This window comes from Flavobacterium sp. CFBP9031 (genome assembly GCF_034044945.1).
Taxonomy (GTDB): domain Bacteria; phylum Bacteroidota; class Bacteroidia; order Flavobacteriales; family Flavobacteriaceae; genus Flavobacterium.
Genome location: NZ_JAXCWF010000004.1, coordinates 147,793 through 173,936 on the forward strand (window position 1 = coordinate 147,793; position 26,144 = coordinate 173,936).

The 26,144-nt window shown below is 33.5% G+C and carries 29 protein-coding genes and 2 tRNA genes; 16 read left to right on the plus strand and 15 right to left on the minus strand.

Annotated elements, in window-relative coordinates; all coding sequences use genetic code 11:
* Nucleotides 1-54: 54 nt before the first annotated feature.
* Nucleotides 55-1,449, plus strand: a complete 1,395-nt coding sequence (locus SOM12_RS08410; protein WP_320493313.1) for a sugar transferase — start codon at nt 55-57, stop codon at nt 1,447-1,449.
* A gap of 6 nt (nt 1,450-1,455) precedes the next feature.
* Here SOM12_RS08410 and SOM12_RS08415 read toward each other — a convergent pair whose 3' ends face one another.
* Nucleotides 1,456-2,592, minus strand: coding sequence for a DUF4105 domain-containing protein (locus tag SOM12_RS08415; protein WP_095929364.1), 1,137 nt, complete (start codon nt 2,590-2,592; stop codon nt 1,456-1,458).
* A gap of 35 nt (nt 2,593-2,627) precedes the next feature.
* Nucleotides 2,628-3,611, minus strand: coding sequence for a PorV/PorQ family protein (locus tag SOM12_RS08420; RefSeq protein WP_095929557.1), 984 nt, complete (start codon nt 3,609-3,611; stop codon nt 2,628-2,630).
* A 276-nt stretch (nt 3,612-3,887) separates the two neighbouring features.
* Here SOM12_RS08420 and SOM12_RS08425 point away from each other — a divergent pair, with 276 nt between their 5' ends.
* Both SOM12_RS08425 and SOM12_RS08430 read left to right on the plus strand, forming a co-directional pair.
* A complete protein-coding gene (locus SOM12_RS08425) occupies nt 3,888-4,604 on the plus strand; it encodes a CDP-alcohol phosphatidyltransferase family protein (RefSeq protein WP_095929365.1) in 717 nt (238 codons plus the stop codon).
* 9 nt (nt 4,605-4,613) lie between these two features.
* A complete protein-coding gene (locus SOM12_RS08430; protein ID WP_095929366.1) occupies nt 4,614-5,468 on the plus strand; it encodes a glycoside hydrolase family 25 protein in 855 nt (284 codons plus the stop codon).
* Between the two features lie 97 nt (nt 5,469-5,565).
* Here the strand turns inward: SOM12_RS08430 and SOM12_RS08435 are convergent, their stop codons facing one another.
* From SOM12_RS08435 to SOM12_RS08455, 5 genes are all read right to left on the minus strand, one after another.
* Entirely contained in the window at nt 5,566-5,787 is a 222-nt protein-coding gene (locus tag SOM12_RS08435) for a DUF5808 domain-containing protein (RefSeq protein WP_095929367.1), read from the minus strand.
* An 85-nt stretch (nt 5,788-5,872) separates the two neighbouring features.
* Nucleotides 5,873-6,613, minus strand: a complete 741-nt coding sequence (lptB, locus tag SOM12_RS08440) for an LPS export ABC transporter ATP-binding protein (protein ID WP_029272155.1) — start codon at nt 6,611-6,613, stop codon at nt 5,873-5,875.
* Between the two features lie 139 nt (nt 6,614-6,752).
* On the minus strand, nt 6,753-7,103 hold the full coding sequence (locus SOM12_RS08445) for a carboxymuconolactone decarboxylase family protein (RefSeq protein ID WP_320493054.1): 351 nt from the start codon (nt 7,101-7,103) through the stop codon (nt 6,753-6,755).
* Nucleotides 7,096-7,911, minus strand: coding sequence for a twin-arginine translocase subunit TatC (gene tatC, locus SOM12_RS08450; protein WP_095929369.1), 816 nt, complete (start codon nt 7,909-7,911; stop codon nt 7,096-7,098). The genes SOM12_RS08445 and tatC overlap by 8 nt, the downstream gene beginning before the upstream one ends.
* Nucleotides 7,911-8,876, minus strand: a complete 966-nt coding sequence (locus tag SOM12_RS08455) for a KpsF/GutQ family sugar-phosphate isomerase (protein ID WP_320493055.1) — start codon at nt 8,874-8,876, stop codon at nt 7,911-7,913. The genes tatC and SOM12_RS08455 overlap by 1 nt, the downstream gene beginning before the upstream one ends.
* Nucleotides 8,877-8,962: 86 nt before the next feature.
* Here SOM12_RS08455 and SOM12_RS08460 point away from each other — a divergent pair, with 86 nt between their 5' ends.
* Nucleotides 8,963-11,158, plus strand: coding sequence for an ATP-dependent DNA helicase RecQ (locus SOM12_RS08460; protein ID WP_320493056.1), 2,196 nt, complete (start codon nt 8,963-8,965; stop codon nt 11,156-11,158).
* A gap of 113 nt (nt 11,159-11,271) precedes the next feature.
* On the opposite strand, the gene SOM12_RS08465 is transcribed toward SOM12_RS08460, so the two are convergent.
* Entirely contained in the window at nt 11,272-11,511 is a 240-nt protein-coding gene (locus SOM12_RS08465; protein ID WP_095929371.1) for a hypothetical protein, read from the minus strand.
* A gap of 244 nt (nt 11,512-11,755) precedes the next feature.
* On the opposite strand from SOM12_RS08465, the gene SOM12_RS08470 reads away from it, so the two are divergent.
* From SOM12_RS08470 to SOM12_RS08485, 4 genes are all read left to right on the plus strand, one after another.
* Entirely contained in the window at nt 11,756-12,181 is a 426-nt protein-coding gene (locus tag SOM12_RS08470; protein ID WP_320493057.1) for a hypothetical protein, read from the plus strand.
* A 25-nt stretch (nt 12,182-12,206) separates the two neighbouring features.
* Nucleotides 12,207-13,766: an NAD(P)/FAD-dependent oxidoreductase gene (locus SOM12_RS08475; protein ID WP_320493059.1), complete on the plus strand. Its 1,560-nt coding sequence runs from the start codon at nt 12,207-12,209 to the stop codon at nt 13,764-13,766.
* 74 nt (nt 13,767-13,840) lie between these two features.
* Nucleotides 13,841-14,542: an SMI1/KNR4 family protein gene (locus tag SOM12_RS08480; protein ID WP_320493060.1), complete on the plus strand. Its 702-nt coding sequence runs from the start codon at nt 13,841-13,843 to the stop codon at nt 14,540-14,542.
* A 20-nt stretch (nt 14,543-14,562) separates the two neighbouring features.
* Nucleotides 14,563-15,648: a DUF6630 family protein gene (locus tag SOM12_RS08485; RefSeq protein ID WP_320493061.1), complete on the plus strand. Its 1,086-nt coding sequence runs from the start codon at nt 14,563-14,565 to the stop codon at nt 15,646-15,648.
* Nucleotides 15,649-15,780: 132 nt separating this feature from the next.
* Here the strand turns inward: SOM12_RS08485 and SOM12_RS08490 are convergent, their stop codons facing one another.
* Together SOM12_RS08490 and SOM12_RS08495 are read right to left on the minus strand one after the other, a co-directional pair.
* Complete coding sequence (locus SOM12_RS08490) at nt 15,781-16,740, minus strand: quinone oxidoreductase (protein ID WP_320493062.1); 960 nt, start codon at nt 16,738-16,740, stop codon at nt 15,781-15,783.
* A 176-nt stretch (nt 16,741-16,916) separates the two neighbouring features.
* Complete coding sequence (locus SOM12_RS08495; protein ID WP_320493063.1) at nt 16,917-18,329, minus strand: aminopeptidase P N-terminal domain-containing protein; 1,413 nt, start codon at nt 18,327-18,329, stop codon at nt 16,917-16,919.
* A gap of 261 nt (nt 18,330-18,590) precedes the next feature.
* Here SOM12_RS08495 and SOM12_RS08500 point away from each other — a divergent pair, with 261 nt between their 5' ends.
* Complete coding sequence (locus tag SOM12_RS08500; protein WP_320493064.1) at nt 18,591-19,028, plus strand: META domain-containing protein; 438 nt, start codon at nt 18,591-18,593, stop codon at nt 19,026-19,028.
* Between the two features lie 60 nt (nt 19,029-19,088).
* Here the strand turns inward: SOM12_RS08500 and SOM12_RS08505 are convergent, their stop codons facing one another.
* The 5 genes from SOM12_RS08505 to msrB form a co-directional block, all read right to left on the minus strand.
* Nucleotides 19,089-20,339, minus strand: coding sequence for an RNA polymerase sigma factor (locus tag SOM12_RS08505; protein ID WP_320493065.1), 1,251 nt, complete (start codon nt 20,337-20,339; stop codon nt 19,089-19,091).
* A 63-nt stretch (nt 20,340-20,402) separates the two neighbouring features.
* Nucleotides 20,403-20,741 carry a YciI family protein gene (locus tag SOM12_RS08510; protein WP_073408983.1) on the minus strand — a complete coding sequence of 113 codons (339 nt, stop codon included), beginning with the start codon at nt 20,739-20,741 and terminating at the stop codon, nt 20,403-20,405.
* Nucleotides 20,742-20,822: 81 nt separating this feature from the next.
* Complete coding sequence (locus tag SOM12_RS08515; protein WP_095929380.1) at nt 20,823-21,275, minus strand: carboxymuconolactone decarboxylase family protein; 453 nt, start codon at nt 21,273-21,275, stop codon at nt 20,823-20,825.
* 183 nt (nt 21,276-21,458) lie between these two features.
* Nucleotides 21,459-22,064, minus strand: coding sequence for a peptide-methionine (S)-S-oxide reductase MsrA (gene msrA, locus SOM12_RS08520; RefSeq protein ID WP_320493069.1), 606 nt, complete (start codon nt 22,062-22,064; stop codon nt 21,459-21,461).
* A 7-nt stretch (nt 22,065-22,071) separates the two neighbouring features.
* Nucleotides 22,072-22,626, minus strand: coding sequence for a peptide-methionine (R)-S-oxide reductase MsrB (msrB, locus tag SOM12_RS08525; protein ID WP_320493070.1), 555 nt, complete (start codon nt 22,624-22,626; stop codon nt 22,072-22,074).
* A 295-nt stretch (nt 22,627-22,921) separates the two neighbouring features.
* Between msrB and idi the strand changes: the two genes are divergently transcribed.
* The 7 genes from idi (at nt 22,922) to SOM12_RS08560 (ending at nt 26,027) form a co-directional block, all read left to right on the plus strand.
* Entirely contained in the window at nt 22,922-23,449 is a 528-nt protein-coding gene (idi, locus tag SOM12_RS08530; RefSeq protein WP_073408979.1) for an isopentenyl-diphosphate Delta-isomerase, read from the plus strand.
* A 20-nt stretch (nt 23,450-23,469) separates the two neighbouring features.
* A complete protein-coding gene (locus SOM12_RS08535; RefSeq protein ID WP_066033610.1) occupies nt 23,470-23,880 on the plus strand; it encodes a 6-carboxytetrahydropterin synthase in 411 nt (136 codons plus the stop codon).
* Nucleotides 23,881-23,883: 3 nt separating this feature from the next.
* Entirely contained in the window at nt 23,884-24,342 is a 459-nt protein-coding gene (locus SOM12_RS08540; RefSeq protein WP_250837373.1) for a peroxiredoxin, read from the plus strand.
* Between the two features lie 56 nt (nt 24,343-24,398).
* On the plus strand, nt 24,399-25,367 hold the full coding sequence (locus tag SOM12_RS08545) for a type I phosphomannose isomerase catalytic subunit (RefSeq protein WP_320493071.1): 969 nt from the start codon (nt 24,399-24,401) through the stop codon (nt 25,365-25,367).
* Between the two features lie 57 nt (nt 25,368-25,424).
* Complete coding sequence (locus tag SOM12_RS08550) at nt 25,425-25,691, plus strand: hypothetical protein (RefSeq protein ID WP_111364281.1); 267 nt, start codon at nt 25,425-25,427, stop codon at nt 25,689-25,691.
* 76 nt (nt 25,692-25,767) lie between these two features.
* Nucleotides 25,768-25,841, plus strand: a tRNA-Thr gene (locus SOM12_RS08555).
* Between the two features lie 112 nt (nt 25,842-25,953).
* Nucleotides 25,954-26,027 (plus strand) — tRNA-Thr (locus SOM12_RS08560).
* Nucleotides 26,028-26,144 lie beyond the last annotated feature (117 nt).

Below are 26,144 nucleotides of genomic sequence, written 5' to 3' on the forward strand. Positions count from 1 at the left end.
ATATTTTTTTGCGATACATTTGCTTTGCCCTAACCCAATTAAAACCTACAAATGATGTTCTCAAAAAAGAAAATGCATTTTGAAATTTCGGAGAGGAAGATATTGCTTCTTTCTTTTGATGCTATTTTTATTTTATCCGCGTTATATCTATTAAGTTCAGTATTTGACTATCATTATTTTGAATTTGATATTCACAGCTCGTTGAGTATTCTTTTACTAATTGCCTATCTTTATATTTTCGGAGTAATTTTTGAAATTTATAATTTACAAGTGGCAAGCAATCAGCTTCAGATTCTGCAGAATGTCATTTTTACTGTCACTGCTACTGTTCTCGCTTATTTGTTTACACCAATTCTTTCTCCTGTATTGCCTAAACAGAGGCTCGTTATATTAATATTTTATTTTACAATATTAATTACGCTGTTGGTATGGCGTTTGTTTTACTGTTACTTTCTAGCCTCTCATCGTTTTTCTCAAAGTGTAGTTTTGATTTGTGACCAAAGCGAAGTTGAAGAATTAGTTTTAGGATTAGAGAATGTCGATCCGCATTATAAAATTATTGGTTTTGTAAACTCCGATTCTATTGCAGATGAAAATCTAGATTTTCATTACGTAAAAGAAATAAAGAAGGATGCTCTAGAACATTTTGTATTGACACATCATGTTTCAGAAATCATAATTGCTTCTCAAAATACAGATGGCATCACTCCAGATTTATATCAGCAACTGCTTCATTTATTAGAAAAGGGAGCTATTATACGAGAATATACTCAGGTTTACGAAAGTAAAACACAACGAATCCCAGTTCATCATATAGAAAAAGATTTTTATAGATTTTTTCCTTTTAGCAGAAGTAATAGCAATAAACTTTATTTGTCTTTTGTTCGGCTTATAGAAATCATGTTTTCTATGTTGGGACTATTAATTTCCCTAGTTTTTATACCAATAATTTTTATTTGCAACATCTTTGCAAATAAAGGAAGTCTTTTTTATACTCAAGAAAGAGTAGGGAAAAATGGTGATATTTTCAAGATTTATAAATTTAGAACCATGACAGAGAATTCAGAAACCAATGGAGCTGTTTTTGCTGTTCATAATGATAAAAGGGTTACTCCGTTTGGTAAATTTATGCGAAAGTCAAGAATCGATGAACTGCCTCAATTTATTAACGTTTTAAAAGGAGACATGGGCGTAATTGGTCCAAGGCCTGAGCGTCCTTTTTTTGTTGAAGAAATCGCGGCTGTAATGCCTTTTTATGAAACACGCCATGTAATTAAGCCTGGACTTACAGGATGGGCGCAGGTTAATTATTCTTATGGAGAATCTATAGATGAGAGTTTGATTAAACTTCAATACGATCTATACTACATAAAGCACAGAAGTGTTTTTCTTGATTTGAGTATCACTTTCAAAACCATTACTACGGTTTTGTTCTACAGAGGTCAATAATATTTTTTAGATTATAATCGGAATTGGTTTTTTGTTGCGAATAGCTGTTCGCACTAAAACCACTCCGCTTGTAACGATTAACGGTAAAGTGATGAAGAAATGTGCTTTGTTAATCAAAAACAAAAAGTAAATCACTAAAAGGACAAAGTTGATTAACGAAAAGCGATAAGTCCATAATTTGTTTTTGAAAATAGAAAACAATACTAAAAGCAATAAAAGCGGACTGAATAATAATACATTATAATTCATTGCTAGTTCTTGGTGAAAAGAATAAAATCCCATAATAACAAAGAATATTCCAATAAGAGATAAAATCAAAAAGTAGATTTTATCAACTGTTTTGTTTCTGGCGAAGATTACAAAAAGTAAGATAAAAAGATACGTATAGATGTTATTCCACAAAGATTTTGGAGTCTCTTTTGTAAATTCTAATAACGTTTTGCTTTTGGCAGCGAGAGGCTTATTTTGGAAAGTAGTTTTGTCCAAACTGTTTTTCAATTCAAATGGAAGAAAAATTCTTGTTCCCATTTGATCTACTTTCGTTCCAAAAATAATACTTGTTCCCAACTGATCATAAAAATGACCATCAAAGTAAGGAAACAGAATAGAGCGATAGGTTTTGTCTGTGTCTTCTGTTTTAGCAATTACATTTCCGCCTAAAGTTTTATTTACCACATCAACAACCATCGAAGTGCAGTTTTTGTCGATAAATTTGTAAGTATAATAACGCTCGTCAGAAGCTAAAACTGCATTTAATTGGTCGAAAAGTTTTTGTTTTAAATCTTGAGAAATCAGTAATTCCTGCTCATAAATACTTCTTTTTTCATAAGTGTATTCATTAAAAAAATCTGCATAAGAGTGTACTGTTGCAAAATATTGGAGATCTCCTTTTGCGAACTTTAGAACAAAATTTGGAGTTCTAAAATCAAAAGTTCCGTAATTGTAAACAACGTCAAAATTGTTTCCAGGATCTAAAACTCTAATTCCTGTATGTCCGAAATAAGAATACGTTTCGTTTCCAAGTCCACAAGTCAGAATGCTAATTTTAGCGTCTTTAGATAAAGCTAAACTTTGGCTGAAACCAATAAAACTGGATAAGAATAATAAAATAAAAAGTGCTTTTTTGGACATGACAGTTTTCATGATTTAAAATTTTAATGTTTTTTGGTTTCTAATTATTATCTAAAGATACCTAAATCTACTTTCAGCGAAAAAATATTAGAATACAACGCAGTGCTTTGATTTCCTAAATCAGTTAAGGCATAATCAATTTGTATGCCTTTATATCGAAATCCTAAACCGATATTAGGCTGAAAGTTTACTTTTTCAGTATTGTCCAATTGTGTTACATTCTGAAAATTTCCTGCACCAGCTCGAACAAAAACCAAATCGGTATAGCCAAACTCAAACCCTAGAGCTGGGTCTATACTTATAGGTTTTGAAGAAATGATATCGTTTGTCTGTTCGAATCGCATATTTAAATTCGCAGAAGTCACAAGACTGCATTCGTTATGAAAATCAAATCTTTTTGAAACTCCCAATTGTGCTTTTGGTAGTGTTATTTCTGTGCTTTCTGGTAATTCTTTATTTTCTCCTGGAATTGCATTAGCGATTTTGGCATATTCTTCTTCATCAATATTCCAAATGTTGTAAGTTGTGGTAATGTCTCGAAGCATTAAACCAAATTTCCAATCGTTTCTTTCAAACTGAAGTCCAATATCAAATCCAAATCCCCACGAATTAGCAAATTTTCCAATTACTCTTCGAATTACTTTTGCGTTTACACCATATTGAAATCCGTCAACAGGCAGTTTTCGAGCATAAGAAAAAGTAAAACCATAATCTGCAGTAGAGAAAAGGCTAATTCTATTATAGTCTATATTTCCTTGATTATCTATTAATTGTGTGGTATCCATGATATCGTCGACTCCAAAACGGATCAGCGAAATTCCCCAAGCACTTCTGTCGTCAATGGGGCTTGCGTAGCCTATGTAATCGTATTGCGCAATATTCGCAAAATAGCTGGCGTGCATTAAGCTAATTTGATGATCTTCAAGATGCGTTAAACCTGCAGGATTCCAGTAAACAGAATTTACATCATTGCTAGAAGCAGTTACAGCACTTGCCATTCCAAGAGCCGCGGCATCGACACCAATATTCATAAATTCATTCGAATATTTTCGAACAGTTTGTGCATACTGAAAAGTACAACTCCAAAGTAATAAAAACACTAAATATTTCTTCAACGTATATGTTTTTGCAGATCGAGGCCTGTTTTTAAATTTTTATCAAAAATATAATATTTTACTCATCTAATAAGTTCCTTTAGTTAAATATTCCGAAAGTCATACTTTGAAATAAAAAACTCTCGAAAAAACTCGTTTTGCATCGAGTTATTATACTAAATTTGTTCTCTTCCATTATCAAAACTTTAAGCTATGAATATTAAAAAGCATATACCAAATCTAATTACATTAATCAATCTTTTCTGTGGCTGTGTCGCAGTTGTTTTTGTCTCTAAAGGAGATTTTTTAATGGCTTTTTACATGGTTTGCTTAGGAATCTTTTTTGATTTCTTCGATGGTTTTTTTGCCAGATTATTTAAAGTTTCAAGTCCGCTTGGGTTACAGTTGGATTCTTTAGCAGATATGGTGACAAGTGGCGTTGTACCAGGTTACGTCATGTACAGTATGTTTGCTAGAGGCGGTGATCAACTAGGAAATCAAGCAATTGTTCCTTTTTTAGGATTTATTATAACTTTAGGCGCCTGCTACAGATTAGCCAACTTTAATATAGACACGCGTCAGACAGATTCGTTTATTGGCTTGCCAACTCCTGCAAATGCCATTTTTATTATTAGTTTGCAAATAGTTCTGGATATGTATGCAGATTCGTCTCTTGTAATTCTTGAATTATTAACAAATCAGTGGGTTTTATTACTTGTTACTTTGGGTAGCGCTTACATTATGAATGCTGAAATTCCATTATTTTCTTTAAAAATTAAAAAATTCAGCTTAAAAGACAATGCACTTCAAATCGTGTTTTTGATTGTTTCAGTATTGTTAGGGGTATTACTTCATTACATCGCAATTCCGCTGATTATTGTTTTCTACGTTTTACTGTCTATTATCAATAATCTATTTCTGAAAAAGTAATTCTGTTTAATGGCAAGAAAAACGACTTATCGTAAAACATATTCAAGAAAACCAGCTGGAAGATCTTTTCTGAGCAGACTTTTTCGAGGACTTTTATTGATTTTTTTCGGACTTTTATTCATTGGGATAATTTATCATTATCGCAAAGGACTTGCTTATTATTTAGGTTTTAAAACAGAAAAGGTTTTAGATGAAGATGCGGTTGATAAACACCTTTCTGATGTTAGAAATATTCGTGTTCTTGAAAATCATAAAGGAAAAGTAATTGGAATCGACGTGTCCGAATTTCAGGGAAAAGTCGATTGGGAAGAAGTCGAAATTTTAGATGAGAAATACCCGGTTCAATTTGTTTTTATTCGTGCAACTGCAGGGAATGATCGTGTAGATAGACAATTCAAAAGAAATTGGGAAGGAGCAAAAGAAAATAAAATCATGCGTGGCGCATATCATTATTATCGTCCTAACGAAAATTCTATAGAACAAGCAGATCTTTTTATCAAAACAGTAAAATTACAAAAGGGAGATCTTCCGCCAGTTTTAGATATCGAAAAATTACCTAAAAATCAGCCTTTAGATAGTTTGAAAAAAGGGCTGAAACGTTGGTTGAATAAAGTCGAAAAACACTATCAGGTTCGTCCAATAATTTATTCAGGTGAACGATATTATTCTGATTTTTTAAAAGAAGAGTTTAGCGAATATCTTTTCTGGATTGCCAATTATAATTTCTACAGAGAGAAAATCGAAGATGATTGGCTGTTTTGGCAGTTTACAGAAAAAGCTTCTCTGCCAGGAATCAAACACCGAGTTGATGTTAATATCTACAATGGCGATTTAGAACAATTGCATTTTATTACGGTTGAGTAATAGTGATCAGTTTTTAGATTTTTAGTTTTCAGTATTTTATCAAAAAAAAAGTTTTTTAGTCTCAGCCCAAAACTGACCACTGAATACTTTTTTAAATTTATTTCAATAAAACTAAAATAACAATTATTATAAAAGGTAATAGAAGCATTACAGAATATGGATTGGCAAAATTTATAGTATAACCCATCCATTGAATCTTTTTGGGAGGAAGCAATCTTTTGTCTTTCGGATTATAATAACAGGTGTTGAAGAAATACCAATTCTTTGGATCTTTATGCCAATTATCGTAATCTTCCTGAGTTGGTTTTTCTGATTTCATCCGTAACTTTTTTAAGAAGCTTAGATTAAAAAAAATGGTAAAAAGCTATTTACATTTCACTTTTTACCATTCATTTATAACTTTCTTAAAACTCTAATTTCTTTTTACGAAGCTCGAAGTTTTGTCCAAGATAAACGCGGCGAACCATTTCATCTTCTACCAATTCTTCTGGAACTCCTGCCTTAAGAATTCCTCCTTCAAACATTAAGTATGTTTTGTCGGTAATCGCTAATGTTTCCTGAACGTTGTGATCGGTAATTAAGATTCCAATGTTTTTATTTTTCAATTGCGCCACAATTCGCTGAATATCTTCAACTGCAACTGGGTCAACTCCTGCAAAAGGCTCATCCAATAAAATAAATTTAGGATCGGTTGCCAATGCACGGGCAATCTCTGTACGACGACGCTCACCTCCAGAAAGTAAATCGCCTCGGTTGGTGCGAATGTGTTCTAAACTGAATTCTTCGATTAAACTTTCCATTTTAGCAATCTGTTCTTCTTTAGAAAGTTTAGTCAATTGTAAAACGCTCAAGATATTATCTTCAATGCTTAATTTTCTAAATACGGAAGCTTCTTGTGCCAAATAACCAATTCCTTGCTGTGCACGTTTGTACATTGGGTAATCAGTAATGTTCAAATCGTCAAGATAGATGTTTCCTTGATTTGGTTTTACCAATCCCACAATCATGTAAAAAGACGTTGTTTTTCCAGCTCCATTCGGACCCAAAAGCCCTACGATTTCTCCTTGATTTACTTCAACAGAAATCCCTTTTACAACACTACGTCCTTTATAGGTTTTGATTAAATTATCGGCTCTTAGCTTCATTTTTTTTAATTAGATAATGTGTCAATTTGATAATGAGATAATTATTATCTCTGTTGGCAAAATAAAATAAAATAAACTAATCAATTAAAATAATTAACATATCGTATAAAATTATCTAATTGACTAATTATCAGATTATCTAATTGCCACTTTCTTCAAGAGCTTCCCAGAATTCATAAGCTCTTCTTAAATGAGGAATCACAATTGTTCCTCCAACTAGAGTTGCGATTCCCATTGCTTCCATCATTTCTTCTTTAGAAACGCCTTCTTTATAGCTGGTTTCTAAATGGTATTTTACGCAGTCATCACATCTTAAAACAGTTGATGCTACTAGACCCAAAAGTTCTTTTGTTTTTACATCAAGAGCGCCTTCAGCATAAGCGTTAGTGTCAAGATTAAAAATTCGCTTTACAATTTTATTATTGTCGGCAAGCAGTTTTTCGTTCATTTTAGAACGATAGTCGTTAAATTCTTGAATGATATCAGACATTTTCTTTTAATTTATTTCTGTAAACAACTTTCGAAATCAAAATACTTACTTCGTAAATAATCAACATCGGAATTGCTACAATGGTTTGACTTACTACATCTGGAGGTGTAACAATAGCTGCGATAACCAAAATAAGGACTACAGCATATTTCCAATACTTTCTTAAGAATTCAGGAGTTACTAATCCTAATTTTGTTAAGAAATAAATAGCAATTGGAAGTTCAAAAAAGATTGCGCTTCCAAGAATACTCGTTTTAACCATTCCCATATAAGATTCTAGAGTAAATTGGTTTTTTACCACATCACTTATGGAGAAAGTAGCAACGAAGTTTACCGACATCGGAATTACAACAAAATACCCAAATAATACTCCTAAAAAGAAAAGTAGTGAAGAGACAAAAATGAATAATTTTGCATTTTTTCTTTCTTTCTCATAAAGAGCTGGACTGATAAATTTCCAGATTTCCCATAAAATATAAGGGAAACTCAAGATGAAACCGGCCAGAAGACACATCCATACAAAGATGTTAACCTGACCTTCCATTTCGGTATTTTGAATAATAAAATTCAGTTCGGTGATGCAAATGCTGTCAGCAAAACCTAGCTGATGCGATAAGTCGCAAAACCAAACATAGGTAAAGAATGTAGGTCTTATCGGACCTAAAATAATTTGATCAAATAAATAATCACTAATAAAATAAGTAACAAATGCCATGATGCATGTTGCAAGTGTACTTCTAACCAATAACCATCTTAGTTCTTCAAGATGATCCAAAAATGACATTTCGCCAAGATTTTTTTTTGCCATTATACGATTCCTTCTTTTAAAATGTCATGTAAATGTAAAACGCCTTTGTACGTTCCTTCGTCAGAAACAATTAGCTGTGTAATAGAGTAGTCTTCTAAAATATTTAAAGCTTCGACAGCCATAGTTTCAGACGAAACTACTTTTGGATTTTTAGACATAATATCCCTTGCAGTTAAGTCCGCAATAGTATCTACGTCGTTTAGCATTCTTCGGATGTCTCCATCGGTAATAATTCCAACAATTTTATTGTCTTCAATTACTGCAGTAACTCCTAATCTTTTTTCAGAGATTTCAAAAATCACTTTTTTGACAGATGTATCAGGAGCTACAGCTGGTTTTAGTGAGTTTTCTATCATATCTTTTACGCGAAGCAATAGTTTTTTTCCTAAAGCACCTCCTGGATGATAAACTGCAAAATCTTCTGGTTTAAAATCACGCATCTCCATTAAACAAACGGCTAAAGCATCACCCATTACAAGCTGTGCTGTTGTGCTATTTGTCGGAGCTAAATTGATAGGGCAGGCCTCTGTGTCAACAGTTGTGTTTAAAACCAAATCTGAACCTTTTGCTAAAAATGAAGTTGTGTTTCCTGTAATAGCAATTAAGGTGTTTCCAAATCTTTTTAATAAAGGAACAAGGACTTTGATTTCGGGACTATTTCCGCTTTTAGAAATGCAAATAATGACGTCGTCGTTTTGAATCATTCCTAAATCGCCGTGAATTGCTTCTGCGGCATGTAAAAACATAGAAGGAGTTCCGGTTGAATTAAAAGTAGCCACCATTTTTTGTGCAATGATCGCGCTTTTTCCAATCCCCGTCACGATCAAACGGCCTTTGGTTTCGTATATGCGTTGGACAGCTTCGTAAAAATTTTCGTCCAAAAAATCAATTAGTTTTGTAATTGCTTCACTTTCAGAGAGTATTGTTTTCTTGGCAATCGCCAATATATTTTCTTTTGTGATCAAAACAGAATATTTAAAATTTGTATGTATAAAAGAAAGTTGTATCTTTATGTGTTGCAAATTTATACAAAATACCATTAATATAGAGAATGAATTCAAATGAAATTGAAATACATAAAGAATTAAAGAAGTATTTCGGCTTTAGCCAATTTAAAGGCTTGCAAGAGCAAGTCATTACGAGTATCCTAGACAGAAAGAATACGTTCGTAATAATGCCGACTGGTGGTGGAAAGTCTCTTTGCTATCAACTGCCAGCTTTAATTCAAGAAGGAACAGCAATTGTTGTTTCTCCTTTAATTGCTTTGATGAAAAATCAGGTTGACGCAATTCGAAGTCTTTCGTCTGAGAATGGAATTGCACATGTATTAAATTCGTCCCTAACTAAAACAGAAATTGCTCAAGTCAAAAAAGATATTACGTCTGGATTGACCAAACTTTTGTATGTCGCCCCCGAATCATTAACAAAAGAAGAATATGTAGCCTTTTTACAAAGCGTACCTATTTCTTTTGTTGCTATCGATGAAGCACACTGTATCTCAGAATGGGGACATGACTTTAGGCCAGAGTACAGAAATCTGAGAAATATAATTAAGCAGCTGGGGAAAGTGCCTATTATTGGACTTACTGCAACTGCAACACCAAAGGTTCAGGAAGATATTCTGAAAAACCTTGATATGGTAGACGCTAATACTTTTAAAGCGTCTTTCAACAGACCGAACTTATATTATGAAGTTCGCACAAAAACAAAAAATATCGAATCGGATATTATTCGATTTATCAAACAGCATAAAGGCAAATCTGGAATTATTTACTGCTTAAGCCGTAAAAAAGTAGAATCGATTGCCGAAGTTTTACAAGTGAACGGAATCAGTGCTGTTCCTTATCACGCAGGTTTGGATGCAAAAACGCGGGCTAAACATCAGGATATGTTCTTAATGGAAGATGTCGATGTCGTTGTAGCAACAATCGCATTCGGAATGGGAATTGATAAACCAGATGTTCGTTTTGTAATTCACCACGACATTCCAAAATCATTAGAAAGTTACTATCAGGAAACGGGTCGTGCAGGACGTGATGGCGGAGAAGGACATTGTTTGGCTTATTACTCGTATAAAGATGTAGAAAAGCTAGAAAAATTTATGTCTGGAAAACCAGTTGCTGAACAAGAGATTGGTTTTGCACTTTTACAGGAAGTTGTGGCTTACGCCGAAACTTCAATGTCGCGTAGAAAATTCCTTCTTCATTATTTCGGTGAAGAATTTGACAGCGAAACAGGCGAAGGAGCCGATATGGACGACAACGTTCGTAATCCAAAACATAAAGTAGAAGCCAAAGAAGAAGTGGTTAAGCTGCTGGAAGTTGTTCGCGATACGAAACATATTTACAAGTCAAAAGAAATTGTCTTTACTTTAATAGGGCGTATTAATGCTGTTATTAAAGCGCACAAAACAGATACGCAACCTTATTTTGGTTCTGGTTCAGGCCACGACGAAAAATATTGGATGGCTTTATTGAGACAAGTTTTGGTAACAGGACTTTTGTCAAAAGATATTGAAACTTATGGCGTAATAAAAATTACGCAAGAAGGTCTTGACTTTATCAAAAAGCCAGTTTCATTTATGATGTCTGAAGATCATGAATACACCGAAGCCGATGATGAAACTATTGTAACTGGAGGAAAATCTTCTGGTACTGCAGACGAAGTTTTAACTGGAATGCTTCGTGAACTTCGTAAAAAAGTAGCCAAAAAACTTGGAGTTCCTCCATTTGTAGTTTTCCAAGATCCTTCGATTGAAGATATGGCTTTAAAATATCCGATAACAATTCAAGAATTATACAATATTCATGGTGTTGGTGAAGGAAAAGCTAAAAAATATGGAAGCGAATTTGTTGCTTTAATTAGCCGTTATGTTGAGGACAATGATATTATTCGCCCAGACGATTTGGTAGTAAAATCTACAGGAGTAAATTCTGCTAATAAATTATATATCATTCAGAATATTGATAGAAAACTTTCATTAAATGATATCGCTTCCGCGAAAGGACTTTCGATGGATGCACTGATTAAAGAAATGGAGCAAATTGTTTATTCTGGAACCAAACTAAATATTAAATATTGGATTGATGATATGCTTGATGATGATCAGCAGGAAGAAATCCACGATTATTTCATGGAATCTGAATCTGATAAAATCGAAGATGCCTTAAAAGAATTTGATGGCGATTACGATATTGACGAATTACGTTTAATGCGTATTAAGTTTATTAGCGAGGTGGCTAATTAAATTCCAATTTTAGAAATTCCAAATTCCAAAAATAATAAAACATTAAAAAAATACAAATTCCAAATTCCAAGCAATCTAAAGCATTGGAATTTGGAATTTTCTTTTTTGGAATTTTATTCACTATAAACTTCCCCACGATGTGGTTTCAAAGCATCTCTTACTTTGATCATATTTTCATCGGTTACAACCATAAAAGCTATGGCGTACATGTCGTCTATGATTTTAAATCCTGTAATATTTAAAGGTAGCTTTTCAATTACTATATATTCTTTCAAATGGATCTCGTGATGTTCTGCTGTTTTTGCAGAAGCTGGTCCGCGGAAATCCCAGATTAGTTTTATTTTTCTAGACATTTTTTTTAGGTGCAAAGGTTGAGAATTGCAAAGGTACAAAGTCTCTTTTGAAAATTGATTTTTATCTTTTTCTCAATTGTCAGTTCGAGCGGAGTCGAGAACTAGGTATGTATTTCGAATTCGCTTACTGTGATAAAACGGGATTTAGAATTGGATAAAATTTACAATTGATAATATCTCATTTCAAAGTGCTATTTTTGCAGAATAATTTCGGTTTATCAAATCATAAAAAAAATAATTATAAATGAAGGATGATTCAGTTTCAGAGGAGTTGTTTTTAAGTGAAGCAGCAAAAGCGCATTTACAGACAGCAGGAAAATGGGTTTATGTAATGTCTAGCTTTGGATTGTTAATAATAGCTTTTTTTATTCTTCGTTTGCTTTATGATTATATGTCGTTATCTAATTGGGATGATGTTCCAACAGGAGGAGGAGTTGGGTATATAATGATTATGAGTTTATTGCCTATTTTTATCATAGCCTTTTTGATAATTCTTTTTCCACTTTATTATTTATATAAATTTTCTTTAAATGTCAAAATAGCATTTAGAGATGATGATTCAGAAGCATTAGAAATTTCGTTTAGATATTTAAAAATGCATTATATGGCTTTAGGAATTGGAATACTTGCATATGTTGGTTTGTATTTTTTAATGTCTAAATTCTTTTAATAATATTAATTACCTTTTTATAAAAATGCCTAAAGAACTTTTACTTCAAGTAACACCAGAAATTGCTGCAAACGAATCATTGCTAAAAGACCATTTGTCTAAGCAGATTAAAGTTTCTGCTCAAGAAATTCAGCACGTTTCAATTTTAAAACGCTCTATTGATGCTCGTCAGAAAGCGATTAAAATTAATTTAAAAGTTCTTATTTATTTAAAAGGTGAACCTTTTCAGGAAACTAAAATCGAACTTCCTATATATAAGGATGTCTCCAAAGCACAAGAAGTTATTGTGGTTGGCGCTGGTCCGGCTGGGCTTTTTGCGGCACTGCAATTAATTGAATTAGGTTTAAAGCCAATTGTATTGGAACGCGGAAAAGACGTTCGAGGCCGTCGTCGCGACTTAAAAGCGATAAATCGCGAACACATCGTTAACGAAGATTCTAATTATTGTTTTGGCGAAGGCGGAGCAGGAACGTATTCTGATGGGAAATTATATACGCGTTCTAAAAAACGAGGCGATGTAACTAGAATTTTAGAACTTCTAGTAGCTTTTGGAGCTTCTGAAGACATTTTGGTAGAAGCGCATCCGCACATTGGAACTAATAAATTGCCTAAAATTATTGAAGATATCCGAAATAAAATTAGAGAATTTGGTGGTCAGGTTTTATTTGAAACTCGTGTAGACGATATTTTAGTAAAGAACAATGAAGTTGAAGGAATCGTAACGCAAAACGGAGATAAAATTCACGCCAATAAATTAATCTTGGCAACAGGACATTCGGCGCGTGATATATTTGAATTATTAGACAAAAAGAAAATCTTAATAGAAGCAAAACCTTTTGCTTTGGGAGTTCGTGCAGAACATGCACAAGAATTAATCGACAGTATTCAATACAGCTGTGATTTCCGTGGCGAACATTTACCCCCAGCACCTTATTCTATTGTAAAACAAGTTAACGGACGCGGAATGTACTCGTTCTGTATGTGTCCAGGTGGAGTAATTGCACCATGTGCTACAAGTCCTGGAGAAGTGGTTACAAATGGGTGGTCACCTTCTAAACGTGATCAGTCAACAGCAAATTCTGGAATTGTAGTCGAATTGAAATTAGAAGATTTCAAACCTTTTGCCAAATTCGGCGCTTTGGCTGGAATGGAATTTCAAAAAAGTATCGAACAAAAAGCTTGGCATTTGGCTGGACAAACTCAAAAAGTACCAGCGCAAAGAATGATTGATTTTACACAAAGTAAAGTTTCAACTGATATTCCGAAAACGTCTTATGTGCCAGGAACTACTTCGGTAGAATTGGGACAGGTTTTTCCAGGATTTCTAACTCAGATTATGCGTCAGGGATTTCAGGATTTTGGAAAATCGATGCGAGGTTATTTAACTAACGAAGCCATTTTACATGCGCCAGAAAGCAGAACGTCATCTCCAGTGAGAATTCCGAGAGATCCTATGACTTTGGAGCATTTGCAAATCAAAGGTTTATATCCTTGCGGAGAAGGTGCAGGTTATGCAGGCGGAATTATTTCTGCAGCAATTGATGGCGAAAAATGTGCCCTAATGATTGCGGAATCCTTGAAATAATTGGCTTCGCACTTTTCATGTAGGAAAAGATTGTTATCTTAGTATTCTGATTTTAATAGAATATTCCCCCAAAGATGACAATACAAGAAATCGAAAAAAAATACGGATTTGAATTTCCGCTCTTATACAAACAGTTAGACGCAGACGGCATGCTTGATGTCGGAGAATATGGTCCAAATTGGTATACAGAGGTTTATCCTACTTTAAAAGAGAATCCGCCTTTGCTTTTACATTCGTATGATTTTGAATCATTGAATTTAAAATCGGTTGCCGAAGAAATAGAAGAACTTCAAGATCCAGAAGATTATCGAAATATAAATCCAGAATTTAAATTTATTCCGTTTGCTAAAAGTGGCGGTGGCGATCATTATTGTTTCTTTTTAAACGAAGAAAATAATGGAGATGTGCCGATCGTTTTTGTTTGGCATGATATGAACGAAGTGAATTATCTGGCAAAAAATCTTCAGGACTTTATCTTCAAAGTTTTATTGATCGATATGTCGAAACAAGATGTTTACAATGAACTTACTGATGAAGAATTTAGAAACGACATTGAATCGGTTTTTAAATCGCACAAAAAGTATTTGACAGAACAGCAAAATACAATTTTGTCTGCTATTTTAGAACGCGATATTATTGATTATGAAATACATGTTTCTCCAAAAATCGTAGAATCGGCTAGAGGATTATTAACAGATTTCGAATTAGAATCGATTGTCAATGAAGTGATTCCTTTTGATAAAATGAATCAGAGTTTTAAATATTTAAACGATTAGTTTTTATACAAGATATTTTTATGAGCTTTTTCTCCAATCTATTTAATAGAAATAACGATCCAAAATCGATCATTTCTTTTGATGTTGTCGATCCCATTTATTCGTATTTATATAACCAAGAATCTAGCCTTGAATTTAAAGTAAAAGGAATTCAGGAAGATGTTATGGTAAATTTATTTTTCTTTCCAAGTTCTTTTGATCATGAAGAAGGAAAAGAAGAAATTAAAAAAGCAGGTTTCCATAATTCGTATGAAGTGCTAAACGAGCTTTATAAAAAAGTGAATATTGGAGTTCTTTCAGACGAAGCCATACAAGAAGGTTTAGAATATGATTTTATACATATTCAGTTTTATTCGGAGCCAACCGCAGAAGAAAAAAAGTTTTTTAAACGTTCGATAAAAAACTTTGTAATCTTTTTTTGCTGCACCAATAGTTTAGAAGTAAACGATTTTAAAATATTGTATTCAGGGAAACATTTCTTCGATTATACAAAGGGATTGTTGGAAAGCGAACTTTTGGATGTAAATAATCCGAAGAATGAAAGTGAAGCAATTGGAATTAGAGATTTTAAATTGGTTTTACAGGGAATCTGTCAGTATTTAAATATTGAAATTCCAGAAACGGTCGAACTTCCTTCGTCTGAAAATTTAGTAGAAAGTGAACAAGCTACTATAGAAACTTTTGAAGAATTTATCAAATTAGTTTCAAGAGAAAATATCGAAGAAAAAGCACTAAAAAAACAATCTAAAAAGCTCTTTAAAGACTATCAAAAAGGAACAAATGAATATCACGATATTGTTGATGGTCATTTTGATTTCTTTGAGATTATTGATGCCTGGAACAGCGACTGGAAATTTGATCCTGAAGATGCTGAGTATTTCATTTCTGAAATGATTGGCGAAGATCTTAATTTCGAATATCCGGAAGAAACCTATAGTCATGATTTGTTTCCTTATATTCAATCAGCTTTAGAAAAACGCGGTTTCGAATTAATGAGTTACAATACAAATGGAGATAATTACTTGTTTTTTGTAGCCAATAAAGAAGATGTTGGCAGAATTTTAGAATTATCTGAAATTACTAAAATTGAGATTGATCAATTGTAGGTTTGTTAACGTATCGTTTGTCATCCTGACGTAGGAAGGATCACGCTAGTAATTCGGCAAAGATTGGAGATATTCTTTGTGGAGCTCCGTGTGTGATCCTTCCTCCGTCAGGATGACAGAAAAGACGATATGCTATGGTATCAAAATAATTTTTCCAGTGCTTTTTCTGCTTTCTAGAAAATCATGAGCCAATTTTCCTTCTGATAATTTAAAAGAAGTTGGTTCAGAAAGTTTGATCTTTCCTTCTATAATCCAATCGAATAACTGAGTTGCTCGCTTAATTCGTTCTTCTTTAGAATTCAAATAACTCCATAAATCGCCTCCGGTTAAAGTTTTAGAACCGTCCATTAGCATTCTAGGATCTACAGGTGCTGGATCTCCGCCCGCCATTCCGAAGAAAACGACTTGTCCGCATTCTTTAGTAACTTCAAAACTTTCCATTAAAGTACTTCCAATACTGTCATAAACGGCATCGACACCATTTGGAACGACTTTAAAAACTTGTGATTTCCAATCTTCATTGTAAAGAAAAACATGGTCTGCGCCTTGTTCAAATCCGATCTTCGCTTTTTCTGCAGATGAGGTTAAACCGATAACAGTTGCACCCAAAAGTTTACTGATTTGAGTTAATATCTGCCCAACTCCGCCAGCAACCGCATGTATTAAAACAGTTTCTCCTTTTTGGGTTTTGTGACTGTCTGTAGCAAGATAATGAGCGGTTAAGCCTTGAAGCAAAACAGAAGCTGAAGTTTCAAAAGAAATATTCTCAGATAATGGAATAATATGATTTACATTTACGGCCACCAATTCTGCATTTGCAAAAGGAGAGTCGGCAAAAGCCACACGATCACCAACTTTGTATTCTGAATGATTGTTGGTATCGACCACAATTCCTGCGCCCTCATAACCTGCAATAAAAGGCGGATTTCCTTTTAAATGATAATTCCCTTTTCGGCGGTAAACATCGGCAAAATTTAGTCCGATGGCTTTCATTTCGACTAAAATTTCATCTTTTTTTAATTGTGGATTAGGGATTTCTATATATTCTAAAACATCTGATTCTCCAAAAGAAGAAAAGGTAAGTGCTTTCATTTTTGAGTAATTTAAGAATGTAAAGTTCGGGAAAATTCAAAAGAAAAAGCCTCAAAATAATTGAGGCTTTGGTTTATTTTTTTTGTACTCCCAATAACTATCGGGATAAAAGGATTATTAGATTTTTTAAATAAAAAATAATCTGTGGAATCCTTTTAATCTGTGAAAAAAAAAAATTAAATTTTAGGAAACTTCATATCGTTAAAAGTGCTTTTTTGTTTGGCTAAAGCTTCTATATCTTGCCATTTTCTAGGAGAATCTGCAGACAGGTTTTCGTACGAATCTTTAAGCATTAAAATATCATCTTCGATACGAACGCCGATATTCCACCATTTTTTATCGCATTTGCTGTTTGCTGGAATATAAATTCCAGGTTCAACAGTAAGAATCATGTTTTCTTTTATAAGAGTCTGCGGGCCGTTGTAAGTTCCTTTGTCATGGACATCTAAGCCCAGAAAGTGTGAACAGCTGTGAGGATAATATAATCTTACATCTTTTGGATCTGTAATAATTCCTAATTTAATCAAACCTTTGGCTATAACGTCTTTTGCGGTTTCGTTTAAAGCCACTAGCGGAGTTCCTTCTTTGCAGATTTTAAAAACAGCTTCTTGAGCGTCATATACGATTTGATAAATCGCTTTTTGTTCTTCAGTAAATTTTCCGTTTGCTGGAATTGTTCTAGTAACGTCTGCAGAGTAACCGTGATACTCAGAACCAACATCCATTAATAATAATTGATTGTCAATTTTTGTGGCGTTGTTTTCCCAATAATGCAAGATACATCCGTTTGCTCCAGCGCCTACAATTGGCCCATAACCTTCGGCTTCTGCACCGTAATGTTTATGAATGTAAGCATGAATTCCGTCAACTTCATTTTCGCTCATATCTGGACCCACGGCTTTCATAACTTCGTTATGTGCAATGCACGAAAGTTTTACCGTTTTGCGCATCAAGACAAGTTCTTCTGGCGTTTTTATTTCACGAAGAGAACTGGTAATTTTAGAGAATAAATTTGTTGAATCTTCATTTGCTTTCGTAATTCCTGCTTTAGATTTAAATGATTTCAGCAAGACGTATAAATTGTCAGGATGGTCGCTTTCTTTTGCATCTGTAGGGAATTCGTCGTAAATAACTTTATCGAATTTTGAGAAATCGATGGCAAACGCGTTAAAATCTTTTCCGTTATAAACAGTGGTAAAGCCAAGCTTTGATTTGGCGCCTTCAATTCCTAAACGTCTTCCTGTCCACATTTCACGAGTTGCATTTTTTTCTCTAACAAAAAGAACTTCATTATACTTTTCGGTGCCTTGTGCTTCTTTAAAAATTAATAAAATAGCATCTGGTTCTTTGTATCCTGATAAATAATACATGTCAGGATTTGCGTGGTAATTGTAATCGATATCTCTAGAAAAAACTCTTTCGGGATAAGAAAAAACAACTGCGACAGAATTGGCAGGCATTAAAGCTCTAAAAGCTTCGCGTCGTCCTTGATGAAATTCTTTTGTGAGATAATCTGTTGGAAGGTTTTCTTGCGATTGAACAAGCGAAGTGGTCAATGCAAATACAAACATAAATAGGAATTGTTTCATTTTTTGGTTTTTTATTGATGATTTTGGTCTTTTTGATTGATGCAAATTACAAAAAAAATAGTGTCACTTGTTTTATTTTAAACATCTGGACTATAAAACTTTAAATAATTTGTAGTAACTTAGAGACAGAAAATAACGGCTTTGGATAAAATTTAAACTTAAGAAAAGCGGTAACTGGGCATGAATATTGAGAATAGGATTTTATAGAATTATTTTAGTTCAAAAAATAAAACAAATTATAAATCTTTAAAAAACATTTTTATGAAAAAATACACATTTGCAGTCCTTTCAGTTTTAACTTTATTATTTGCTTCATGTACAGCATCAAAATCTGCTTCTAATGAAGGTGATTTATTTGGCACGACGTGGGAGTTAGAATATATCTCAGGACCAAGAATTGCTTTTGAAGGATTATATCCGAATAAAAAACCACAGCTTACTTTTGATCAGAAAGAAACAAAAGTTTATGGAAATAACGGATGTAATGGTTACAGTGCATCTTATACCTTAAAAGGAAAGTCTTTGACTTTTGGAGAAGAGGGGCCAACTACAATGATGTTTTGTGAAGGTGGTGGTGAACAAGTATTTCTAAAACAAATTAGACAAATTACAAGTTATTCTATTGATAAAGACGGAAAACTAAATTTGATTCAAGGAGATATTCCAATGATGAGATTTAAAAAAGTAGCTAAGCAATAGTTTTAAAAGTCACTATAAAAAAAGGGATATGATTTTTCATATCCCTTTTTTGTTTTTATTCTAAAGCTGATTTATTTTCAATTTCAATTGCTCGATATTTTTACTGATAATGTTTTTGTCAGTAGTAGTTTTGGCTAAACTCATTGCGGTTTCGAAATGCTGTAACGATTTTTTTGTATTAACTTCAGAATAAAGATTTCCAAGTAAAGAATAATAAAAATGATTATCGGTTAAATTTAGTTTTTCGGCTTCTTTGATGGCTTCTTTTTTGCCTTTTACTTTAGATAAGGCGTAAGTTCTGTTTAAAGCCACAATTGGCGAATATTCTAAAATGATCAGATTGTTGTAGAGTTCCAGAATATTTTCCCATTTCTCGATTGTTTCTTTTTTAATAGTATGCCAATACGCAATTCCAGCTTCTAAGTGGTATTTTGAAAGTGTGTTTCCGGTTGAAGACTGACTTAGAAAATAAGCTCCTTTATCTATTAATTCTTGATTCCAAAGCGATTGATCCTGATCTTCGTATAAAATAATTTCACCGTTTAAACCCGTTCGGGCATCAAATCTTGACGAATGAAAACACATCAAAGCCATTAAAGCATTGGTTTGCGGGAGATTTGTGCTTTCGTTCTGAATCAATAAATAAGTCAGACGCATGGCTTCAGTGCAAAGGTCTTTTCGTAAAGTAGTATTTTGCGAAATAGAGTAGTAGCCTTCAGAATAAAGCAGGTAAATAGTTTTGAGAACGGTTTGTATTCTGTCTTTTATTTCAGCGTTATTCGGATGCTGAATTTTTATATTTTCTTCCTTCAGTTTTTCTTTGGCGCGATTTATCCTTTTGTAAATAACTTCTTTATTAGATAAAAATGCATCAGAGATTTCATTAATTCCAAAACCGCATAATAGATTTAAAGCAAGGGCAATTTGAGCTTCCTCAGAATTGCAGGGATTGCAGACTGTAAAAATCATTGCCAGCTGACTATCAGCAATATTTTGATCAGATAAATCAAGGTCGATTTCAGGATTGTTTAATGGAGTATTGTATTTTATTTCGGTAACTATTTTGGTTTCAAAAACGTTATTTCTTTTCAGGTAGTTTTTGGTTTTGTTTTTAGCAACGGTATACAGCCAAGCAGTCGGATTTTCTGGTATTCCTTTAATAGCCCAAGTTTCTGAAGCGGTTAGAAAAGTGTCGCTTACAATATCTTCTGCAATTTCGATATGCTGAATTCCAAATAAGCTGCAGAGAACTGAAACTATTTTTTGATATTCGGTTCTGAATAAATTGGGAATAAGTTCTTTGTGCTCCATATTTTAAGGAAAAATGCCTAAGTAAAGATACAAAGGCATTTTTATATAAGTTAGTTCAAAAATCTAAACCGCCATTCTAATTTCGACATTTCCACCAAAATTTAAAACGGGACATCCTTGCGCGATTTCGGCAGCTTCATCGTAATCTTTGGCTTTAATAATGATTAGTCCGCCAATAGATTCTTTGATTTCAACAAAAGGTCCGTCGGTAATCCCTTTATTTGAGTTTACAAGTTTTCCTTGTCCGTCCCAGCGTTGTAAGGGTCTTGCAAGTTTATCTTGCGCGGCTAAACTTCCAAACCAGTTTTGCCATTGCTGTAAATGCTGTTGCAATTCTTCCGGCGACGGCTGGGTTTCTTTTGTTTTAAAATCTCTTCTGAAAATCAATAAAAACTCATTCATTTTTTTATATTTTATAATTGAATAATCTGCTTTTAAGTTTTATAAAGTTAATTGTTTTTAGAGAATAAAGTCAATTAGGATTTACCCGAATTGTCCTACTCTGTAAGTTCCTGGGGTATTAGCAAAAGTAATGTTTAGGCGATTCCAAGCGTTAATTGCAGCAACGGCAAGCGTAAGATCGATTAATTCTTGTTCTGTAAATTCAGCTTTTGCAATTTCGTAGATTTCGTCTGGAACATCACAGGCATTCACCGCTTCTGCCAAAGCAAGAGCAACTCTTTCTCTTTTTGTGTAATAAGGGGCTTCTCTCCAAACACTTAATCCAAATAAACGTTGTGTTGTTTCTCCAGCGGCTAAAGCTTCTTTAGAATGCATGTCTAAACAATAGCCGCAGTTGTTGATTTGAGAGATTCTGAAATTGATTAATTCCATAAGAGATGCTTCGATTGCTCCTTTTTTCAAGTAACCGCTAATTCCAAATAATGTGCTAACTGCTTTTTGACCTTGTTCGAATAAATTAAGTCTAGTTTCCATGATGTATATTTTTTAATTGTTTATACCCTAATAACAATCAAACTTTCAGGATTGGACAAAAAAGATAAAAAAAAATAGAATTATTTTTCGATTAAGAGAAAATGCCTGTTTTTATGCGGGTTTATGAAATAAAAAAACCGTCCATTTTTTTGGACGGTTTTAGAATAATATCATTTTTAAGCTTTATTTCTTTTTAAGTTTGTCTTTAAAAACCTTTTCAAACTTTTCTATTTTAGGCTGAATTACCATTTTGCAATACGGCTGGTTCTTATTGTTTGCATAATAATTTTGATGATAATCTTCGGCTTTATAAAAAGCTTTGAAAGGTTCTACTTTTGTCACAATTGGATTGTTGTACACTTTAGCTTTGTTGAGGTCGGCAATAATGCTTTGGGCAGCTTTTTTCTGTTCTTCATTTTTATAGAAAATAACAGAACGGTATTGTGTTCCAACATCTGCTCCCTGACGATTTAAAGTGGTAGGATCGTGAACGGTAAAAAAGACCTTGAAGATTTCGTTAATATCAGTAACATTTTTGTCGTAAGTAATCTGCACAACTTCGGCGTGACCTGTCTCTCCTGTACAAACTTCTTCGTAAGTCGGATTTGCGACTTTTCCGCCAGAAAACCCAGAAACAACAGATTTTACTCCGTCCAGATTTTCGTAAACAGCTTCAACGCACCAGTAACAGCCTCCGCCGAGTGTAATAGTTTCCAGATTCGCCTTTTTATTTTGCGAAATGCCATTCAGCGAAAGCGCTAAAAGACATATTAAAAGTATATTTTTCATTTGTAGATTATTTATTATCCGGAACAAAATCAAGAGCAATCGAATTCATGCAGTAGCGTTTTCCGGTTGGTTCTGGACCATCGTCAAAGATGTGTCCTAAATGTCCGCCGCAGCGTCCGCAAAGAGTTTCGGTTCTTTCCATTCCAAGAGAATTATCTTCTTTAAAAACGATGCTTTTTTTGTTTTCCTGTTCAAAGAAACTTGGCCATCCGCAAGTGCTCGAAAATTTGGCGGTCGATCTAAAAAGCAAGTTACCGCATGAAGCACAGTAATAGGTTCCTTTTTCGTCAGTATTCCAATATTTACCTGTAAAAGGTCTTTCGGTATCGGCTTCACGCATTACGGCATACACATCTGCTGGAAGAACCTTTTTCCATTCGGCATTGCTTACGTTAAGTTTTGTGGTGTCGGTATTTGAATAATAAGGATTTCCGGGCTTACTGATTTTATTTTCCATAACGGCTGTTTTTGCAGTTTGTTTTTTTGTGTTTTGTCCGCATGCCTGAAAAATAAATAGCGGAATCAAAAAACAAAGGCTGAAAATTAGGTTTTTAGATTTCATAAGTTCTTAGGTAGATTAATCTGTATATCAAAGATACGTTGAGAATTAGCTTCAAATTACAGTGTTTATTATTATTGAGATTTTTTTAAGTGTGTTTTAACTTTTTATTAGTTACGTAAAAGAAGACAATGTAGTTTTTATGTCTTAATTTTAACAGCTTTTAAATTTTTAGGATAAATTATAATATTGTAAATCAGTAAAATAGAAATTTGGTCTGAGGCTTGCTTTTAGACAAGCTGAATTAGCATTTTTAAGCCATTTCTTTTTTCGTATTTTTGTTTGCTTAAGAAGCCTTATGACAGAAGAAAACGTAATACTAGTTAATCAAAACGATGAACAGATTGGCTTAATGCCAAAATTAGAAGCACATGAAAAAGCGCTTTTGCACCGTGCCTTTTCGGTTTTTATTTTGAATAGTAAAAACGAAATTATGCTGCAACAGCGTGCTCATCATAAATACCACTCTCCGTTGCTTTGGACAAACACTTGCTGCAGTCATCAGAGAGAAGGAGAAACCAACATCGAAGCGGGAAGCCGAAGATTGTTTGAAGAAATGGGTTTTAAAGCCGAATTAAAAGAGTTGTTTCATTTTATATACAAAGCACCTTTTGATAACGGTTTGACAGAACATGAACTGGACCATGTTATGATTGGTTATTATAATGAGGAACCAAACATAAATCCAGACGAAGTAGAAGACTGGAAATGGATGAGTATTGAAGATGTTAAAGCAGATATTGAAAAACAGCCCGAAATTTATACCGTATGGTTTAAGATAATTTTTGATGAATTTGATCATTATCTAGAAGACCATAAATTATAGCCAACTAACCAGAAACATAAATGAGAGTAACCATATCAAGAAAAGCGCATTTTAATGCGGCACATCGATTGCATCGAAAGGATTGGTCATTTGAAAAAAACGATGCCGTTTTTGGAAAATGCAATAACCCGAACTTTCATGGTCATAATTATGGTTTAACAGTAAGTGTTACAGGAAAAATTGACCCGGAAACTGGTTTTGTTTTAGATGTGAAAGTATTGGCGGATATTATACGAGAAGAAGTAGAAATTCCGTTTGATCACAAAAATCTGAATTTGGATGTTCCTGAATTTGCAGATTTGAATCCGACCGCAGAGAATATTGCTGTTGTGATATGGAATAAAATTAGACAACGAATTCATGCCGACTTTGATCTTGAAGTGGTACTGAACGAAACGGAACGAAATTTTGTAACTTATAAAGGAGAATAAAAAATGTCATTAAAAATAGGAGATATAGTTCCGAATTTTACTGCGAAAGACAACAATGGAGAACTTTTTGAAAGCCAAAGCGTTTTAGGAAGAAAGCCAGTGGTCATTTACTTTTATCCAAAAGATAATACGCCTGGTTGTACAACTGAAGCTTGCAGTTTTCGGGATCAATACGAAGATTTTAAAGATTTAGGAGCTGAGGTAATTGGTATTAGCAGCGATAGTGTAAAATCACATCATAAATTTGCAGCTAAACACAAATTGCCTTTTATTTTGCTTTCTGATCAGGATAAAAGATTAAGAAAACTTTTTGGTGTCCGCAATAATTTGTTCGGACTTCTGCCAGGACGCGTTACCTATATAATTGATAAAAATGGTTTGCTAATTTCGATATTTGACAGTGCAAATGCTGCAAAACATATACCGAAAGCCTTAGAAATCGTTCAAGAATTAGTATCGTAGATTACCAAAATAGTATCAAATTAGAATTAATTAAACAAATATATTAGCCTAAAAACATGAGTCAAAATCTATACCCTTTGCAATTTGAACCGATTTTAAAAGAAAGAATCTGGGGAGGAGAAAAATTAAAAACTATTTTAAATAAACCAATCGTTTCTAAAATTACTGGCGAAAGCTGGGAATTATCTACTGTACAAGGCGATGTTAGTGTAGTTGCAAATGGAGTTTTAAAAGGAAAATCGTTAATGGATTTGATTGATGAAACACCAGATGCGATTTTAGGAACTAAAGTTTATGAAAGATTCGGAAAACAATTTCCATTACTTTTTAAGTACCTAGATGCAAGAGAAGATCTTTCTATTCAGGTGCATCCAAACGATAAATTAGCAAAAGAGCGTCACAATTCATTTGGAAAGACTGAAATGTGGTACGTAATGCAGGCCGATGCTGATGCTAGAATTATTGTTGGTTTTAAAGAAGATTCTAGTAAAGAAGAATATTTGAAACATTTGCATGATAATACTTTGGTTTCGATCTTAGATGATGTGAAGGCAAAATCGGGAGATGTTTTCTTCTTAGAAACCGGAACAGTGCACGCAATTGGAGCTGGATTAGTAGTTGCCGAAATTCAGCAGACTTCTGATATTACATATCGTTTATACGATTTTGATCGTGTAGATGCGCAAGGAAATAAAAGAGAATTGCATGTAGATCTTGCATTAGATGCCATTAACTATAATAAAGTTGATACGCAGAAAAAATACGAGTCTAAAGTAAATACTTCAAATACTGTTGTTGACTGTCCTTATTTTACAACTAATTTTATTCCTTTAGAAGACAAAGTGGAAGTGGTTAAGAACGGAGAAACATTTACGGTTTATATGTGTATTGAAGGAAGTTTCGAAATCGAATATGACGGATTTAAGCATACTTATATTAAAGGAGATACTGTATTGGTTCCAGCTGCGATAAATGCATTTAATTTGAGCGGAAAAGCTTCAATTTTAGAAATTTACATTTCTTAGCATTAAATTTAAAGATAATATGTACTTTTGCAGACGCAAATTAAAATAATAAGAAAAATGGCAAACGTTAAGAATTTAAAGAAAGACATCAACTTCGTATTAGGAGATATTATTGAGGCAGTTTACTTGTTTGAGATGTCAACAACAGGAAATCCTACTCCAGAAACGAATGCTTTGGTCGATGAAGCTATTGCTGCATTCGATACTTTGATTACAAAAGTGAACGCAAAGAACGTTGAAAATAAAAAAGCACACTTCAAGCAAATTAATGTTGAATTAGAACAAGCTGCTAATCAATTGATTGAAAAAATCAACGCATTATAAGCAAAAAAAAGTGTAAAAAAGTGCAAATTTATTTTGGGAAATTGAAAAACCGCTTTATATTTGCACCCGTAATGACGCCGATGTAGCTCAGCTGGCTAGAGCAGCTGATTTGTAATCAGCAGGTCGTGGGTTCGAGTCCCTCTATCGGCTCAAAAAACGGAAACCATTCGCCTCGGCGAATGGTTTTTTTAATTATAGAGAGAGGTGTGAATTTTTTTTTGGAATATTAAAAAACATTTATATCTTTGCACTCGCAAAATAGGCCGATGTAGCTCAGCTGGCTAGAGCAGCTGATTTGTAATCAGCAGGTCGTGGGTTCGAGTCCCTCTATCGGCTCAAAAACCATCACAGAAATGTGGTGGTTTTTTTTATGCCATTTTTTAAAATTTCAATTCTAAAATTCCAAATGCCAATTTTTCGGCGAAGAAGAAGTTACACTAGGAATTCGACAAA